The sequence below is a fragment of the Pseudomonadota bacterium genome (genome assembly GCA_022361155.1).
Lineage (GTDB): Bacteria > Myxococcota_A > Polyangia > Polyangiales > JAKSBK01 > JAKSBK01.
Genome location: JAKSBK010000535.1, coordinates 1 through 5,390 on the forward strand (window position 1 = coordinate 1; position 5,390 = coordinate 5,390).

The following is a 5,390-nucleotide window of genomic DNA, read 5'->3' on the forward strand; positions in this document are numbered from 1 at the left end:
GAGCTTGCGCCTGTGTGAGGTAGCTGTCGTGCGTCAGCATGCAGCCTTTCGGAGTGCCCCCCGTGCCCGACGAGTACACGATGCAGGCAGTGTCGCGCCGCCCGCGCTCTACGTACCGGAAATCCGTCGCGACCTTATCTTCCCAGCGGCCGGCGCCGGCCAGGTCTGCCATCGCGGGCGCCTCGCTCACCGTGATCACAAGGCCCTGAAACGGCGTCCGACCGGCTTGGGCCAGGGAACGCCACAGGGGGTACTCGGTGATGAGCGCCTTCGGCTTGGCGTGCGCCAGCAGAGCCAGCTGCTCGGCGGCTGTCAGCTTGTAGTCCAGCGGCACCAGCACAGCGCCGGCCCACAGGGCGCCCAGTCCTGCGATTACCCACTTGCTCTGATTCGACATGACGATCGCGCAGCGGTCACCCGGCGAAAAGCCCGCTGCCTGCAGCCGAGCGGCCACCATCTCGGCCTCGGCGCGCAGCTGGGGGTAGGTCAAGCGCGTGTTGTCTCGTACCCGATCCGTCTCGATGAGCGCGGTGTTGCTGTTGTAGGTCAAGCACGCGTCACGCAGCGCTGCTCCCAGGCAGTCGAGCCGTCGCAGATCGAGCAGGCCGTCGTTTCGTTGACCCTTGCAGCGCATGACCATCTTTACATTCCTTCTTCACATTCCCTGGGGCAGGTAGGGCATGCGGTCCGAGCTCTGCTCGAAGCGCCTCAGCGCCTGCTCGAGCCACGGACCCTGGCACATACGCAGGAAGAGCGCCCTTTCCTGTCGCAATTCCTTTTGCGGCAGCGGCTTGATGAACGCCTTGGCCTCCGACACCGCGCTGCGTTCGAAATGAGTGATCTGGTGGGCCACCTCGCGTGCCACCGCGAGCGCCTGGCCCGGGGCCACCGCCTGGCTGACGAGCCCCAGCTCAGCAGCTCGTTTCGCGTTGATGCTGCGCCCCGTGAGCAGCATGTCACGGATTACGGGATTCGGCAGTGCGCGCTTGAGCCGCGGGATGCCCCCGAAACCCGGAATGATGCCCAGGCGCAGCTCCGGGAAACAGAATCTGGCGCTGCGCTCCGCGATCAGCAGGTCACAGGTCAAGGCAAGCTCGAACCCCCCCCCGAAACACACGCCGTGAACGGCACCCAACGTCACGATAGGCAGGGTGTCCAGTGCGTCCATGACCGCGTGGACCCGATCGATGAAGCGGCGCAGGCCGGCGGAGCGCAGCGCGCGGTTGGCGAGCCTTTGGGCAGCAGTGCGCGCCTCCCTACCCGTCGGATGCGCCCGCATGACCGATGCCAATTCCCTGAGGTCGGCGCCCGCGCAAAAGCCGCGCCGCCGGCTGCTGTGAACGATCAAAGCCCGCACGCCGCGCAAGTCGAGCTCGCGCAAGAAACCCTCCAGCTCTCGCAGCATCTGGCTCCCGATCTCGTTGCAAGGCTCTCGACGCAGCTCGAGCTCGCAGATTCCGCTTCGCGTGGTCCAACGGATCATCGGTACATGCCTTCGATCTGTTCCTGGTAGCGCCTCTCGATCGCCGCGCGCTTGATCTTCTGATTGGCCGTCAACAGCCCGTTGTCGATACTGAAAGGCTCGGGAGCGCGAAAGATCTTGCGGATCCGCTGGTAGTGAGGCAGCGTGGAGTTGACCTGTTGCAGCGCCGAATCGATGGCTTCGTCCTGCGCCGATCCGGTCACTATGGCGGTCAGGAAGGGTCTGCCATGACCGACGACCAGCACCTGTTCGGCGCCCCGAATGGCCCCTGCCAGCTTCGCCTCGATAGGCGCAGGCGCCACGTTGTGGCCGGACTCGGCAACCACGATGTCCTTGATGCGCCCGATGACACGCAGGTTGCCGGTGGCGTCCTGCTCGACCTGGTCGCCCGTGTGCAGCCAACCGTCGCGCAAGATGCCCTTGGTCTCCTCGGGCCGGTTCCAGTAACCTGCGAAGACATTCGGCCCCCGACAGACCAGCTCGCGCTGCTCGCTGATCTTGATTTCGCAGCCTTCGATCGGGTAGCCCACGTACCCGGACTTGACGCGGTCGGTCTCGTCCATGGCCACGATGGCGGTCGTCTCGGTTAGCCCATAGACTTGATAGACGGGAAGGCCGAGCATCCGAAACCACGCCTGCGTTTCCTCTCTCAGGGGCGCGGAGCCGCAGATCAAGAACCGCAGGCTGGGCCCGATAGTCCGCCGGATCTTGGTGAAGATCACCCTGTTGGCCAACTTCAGCAGCACCCGATCGCTGCCGGCGGCCTGCCCCGCGCGCACGCGCGCGTAGGCCAGCTCGCCGCGTTGATAAAGGCTGCGCACCACGCGGCCCCGCTCCTGCAGCTGCTCTTCGACCTTGGCCCGGACCCGTTCGAGCAGCGCAGGCACGTTGAGGTAGTAGTGGGGGTCCGCGCTGCGCAGCTCCTGCACCAGGCGGTCGAGATCCGTGGACAGCGTCAGGCAGTTTGCCCGCATCAGCTGCGTCCACAACATGATTCTCGAACCGCCGAAACAAAAGGGCAAGTAGTGAAACGCCCTGTCCTGCGCGTCTCGCGGCCCGGTGAGCCGATCGAGGGCTGACACGGTACGCTCCAGCATGAAGTCCACATTGGCTCGCGTGAGCATCGCCCCCTTGAACTGGCCGCTCGTGCCGGACGTGTAGACGATCGTTACGCAAGCATCGGCGGACGCCGGTCCAGGCGGCTCGCTCACAGGCTTGCTCGCGAAGACCTCCGGATAGCGGGCTATGGCGCAAGCTTCGGGCCATGCACTGCGCACGGTTCTTTCAAGCTCCTGATCAGCGACGATCAGCAGCGCTGGAGCGCAGTCCGCGAGCATGATCGCGAGCTCTTGGCCTTGCTGGCGTGCGTACAGCGGCACACACACCGCAGCCTCCGCCATGATCGCCAGATCCAGGGCTACCCAGCTTGTAGAATTGGGACCCAGCAAGGCTACGCGATCGGTCGGGCCGATACCCCTGGCGCGCAGCAACGTCCGGGCGCTGCCGATCAGGTCCAAAAGGCCCGCGCCCGATGTGGACAGCGGTCCGGTGGCGCTCATCTCACACAGCGCGGTCTTTGCCGCGTTTTCCTCGAGGTTGTGAAACACCCTAGCGATGAAGCTCATCCCCACTGCTCCAATAGGCCGCTCATGCTGCTACCCAGGGAGGGCAGGTAATCCGGCCACGCGCGCGTGCGTGCGGGCAGCTCGAAGTCCGGGTAGACCCGGGAAACCTCGTCGCAAAACGCCATGCCCATCTGTCCCATGAGCCGCAGCTGCGTTGGAACGAAGCGGGCGATCTCCTCCCGATAGCGCGCGCGCTCCCGATCCAGCCGCCGCAGCGTTTCGATCAGCTTCTCCCCCAGGCCCTCCTCGCCGGTTCGTAGCAGCAGCTCCGGGTGACCACGATCGTGCAGGAGATTGTGGATCCGTTCGTCCATCGTGATGCCCGCCGAGGCCACCAGCCCAGGCATCGACGTGACCATGGCGTGGTAGCGCGAAGTCACCATCAGCGAGCAGTTCCTCAACACGCTGACGAGGTCGTACATATCGTATTCGTCGCTCACGAACATGGGCGCTCGAAACCCGAGCCGCTCTCTGAGGAGCGCACAGGCTTTGCGGTCCAGGCGTTCCATGCCCACCAGGACTGGAACAACGCCACGCTCCTTCGCAAAAACACCCACTGCGGCGGCGATCGCGCCGAGGTATGCATCGAGCTGCAGGCGCGCCTCAGGGGAATCGTGATGGAAATAGATGGACTTGTAGTGCTGCTCTCGGTATTGGCCTGCAAAACGAAGGGCCAGAAACTTCATGACATCCGGTTTGGTCGGCCACATGAACGGATTGATGGGACAGATCGCGAGCAGCTCGCTGCGACCGTCCCAGCCGGCCTTCTCGAGCAGGTTTGCCCCGCGTTCTCGCGCAGACGGCTCGAACGTCCACGCCGTGTCGGTGCCGCCCGCAGTCCGGATGCCGAGCGCCTCCAGGACCCGGCGCGACGGCTCGTTGCGGCAAATCACGAAGCTGTTCTTGCATTGGCGCCGTACGAACTCGCGCAGTCCTTCGACCATCTCCCCCGCCTCTGCGCCGTAGCCCACGCTCAGCTTGCCTTCCACGGCCGCCAATCCCAGGGCGCCCGCCATCATCGTCGATAGCGCTGTAGCGAACTTGGACTTGAACATCGAGCCTTCGCACGCCACCACGCCGTGATGTCTCGGGCACTCGTCGTAGAGGAATTTCGGAAACACGGTGGGCAGCTGCACCTGCCGCACCGCCCGGAAGTAGCCGGCCGACAGCGCCGGGTCGACCGTCAGCAGGGTCAGCTCGACCTGGTCATCACCCAGGATGCGGCGGAACTGGCGGATCATCTCCTCCACGCGCACGTCCGCTCCCGTGTTGCGTGTCCCCACGTATCCGGCCAGCAAGAGTTTCAGGGGCTGTCCCGGGCACCATGCCGCCCGATCGGTACCGAGCGCGTATCTCGTGCCCTGAGCCTCGATCAGCCCCGACATCGCCAGCTGGAGCCCCCGGTCGGGGTCGAGCGCCCTGGAAACCCGATCTAGCAGCGCGACCATGAGACCCTAACCCTGCGCGATCCCGTGGGACCGTCCATCACTGCTCTGGCCGCCGCTGCTCTGGCCGCCGCTGCTCTGGCCGCCACTGCTCTGGCCGCCGCTGCTTTGGCCGCCGCTGCTCTGGCCGCCGCTGCTTTGGCTGTGCGGAGCAGCTGCTGCGGCACGCAAATCCTCCGCCGCGGACGCCGCTGCTGGCCATGGGCGATAGGGGTACTTGAAACCGTGCTCGAGCGCGAAGCGCAGCAGTCGGTGGGCGTACTGCCCAAAAGAGGGCGGCGACTCGCCGAGCTCCTCGACGACACGACGGTTGTCAAAGACGGTATCAAACGCAAGATACGGCAAGAAGACCTGAAACAACGAAGCGCCGTACGCAACGCCCCAGCTGCGGGGCGTCCTCGCCAATGCGCCCGCGAGTGCCGTCGCTGGTTTCGTTAGCTTCGGCGCGAACAGCGGCCGATGATCGTAGCCTTGCCGGCGCAGCTCGGTCACTATCTGCTTGTAGCTCAGCGACGCGGGGCCGGAGGACAGGTGATAGACGGGGTGCTTCGGCTCACCGCGCAGGTGAATCGTGGCAATGGCACGTCCCACGAAATCTGCTGGGACGATGTCGAGCCTCGCGTCAGGGTCGAACGGCAGCACGGGTGCACGGGCCAGCACTGCGAAGGCAATCGCCATATCAAACTGGGTTGTTTCGGCGAAACGGCTGTCGCCCAGAACGATGCTGGGCCGGAAGATCGTCAAGGGGACATCGGGAAGCAGCTCGCACAGCATGTGCTCGCAGAACTTCTTGGTACGTGCGTACGGGTCGTAGTCGCTGCGGCTCCAGTCTATCGC

5 protein-coding genes are annotated in these 5,390 nt (G+C 65.1%); all 5 read right to left on the bottom strand.

What is annotated here, in order from left to right:
- A partial coding sequence (locus MJD61_19960) for a long-chain fatty acid--CoA ligase (protein ID MCG8557538.1) occupies positions 1-640 on the bottom strand: 640 nt, incomplete at its 3' end.
- Positions 641-655: 15 nt separating this feature from the next.
- Positions 656-1,483, bottom strand: coding sequence for an enoyl-CoA hydratase/isomerase family protein (locus MJD61_19965; GenBank protein MCG8557539.1), 828 nt, complete (start codon positions 1,481-1,483; stop codon positions 656-658).
- Positions 1,480-3,108 (bottom strand): AMP-binding protein, encoded by a 1,629-nt coding sequence (locus tag MJD61_19970; protein ID MCG8557540.1) that lies wholly within the window; start codon positions 3,106-3,108, stop codon positions 1,480-1,482. Before MJD61_19970 ends, MJD61_19965 begins: the two co-directional genes overlap by 4 nt.
- Positions 3,105-4,556 carry a polysaccharide pyruvyl transferase family protein gene (locus MJD61_19975; protein MCG8557541.1) on the bottom strand — a complete coding sequence of 484 codons (1,452 nt, stop codon included), beginning with the start codon at positions 4,554-4,556 and terminating at the stop codon, positions 3,105-3,107. Before MJD61_19975 ends, MJD61_19970 begins: the two co-directional genes overlap by 4 nt.
- A gap of 6 nt (positions 4,557-4,562) precedes the next feature.
- The coding region (locus tag MJD61_19980; GenBank protein MCG8557542.1) for an SDR family oxidoreductase at positions 4,563-5,390 on the bottom strand (828 nt) is incomplete at its 5' end.

Bases quoted from the DNA above. Each gene is read 5' to 3' on its own strand.
- MJD61_19965 (MCG8557539.1), bottom strand. From the start codon at position 1,483: ATGATCCGTTGGACCACGCGAAGCGGAATCTGCGAGCTCGAGCTGCGT.
- MJD61_19975 (MCG8557541.1), bottom strand. From the start codon at position 4,556: ATGGTCGCGCTGCTAGATCGGGTTTCCAGGGCGCTCGACCCCGACCGG.
- MJD61_19970 (MCG8557540.1), bottom strand. From the start codon at position 3,108: ATGAGCTTCATCGCTAGGGTGTTTCACAACCTCGAGGAAAACGCGGCA.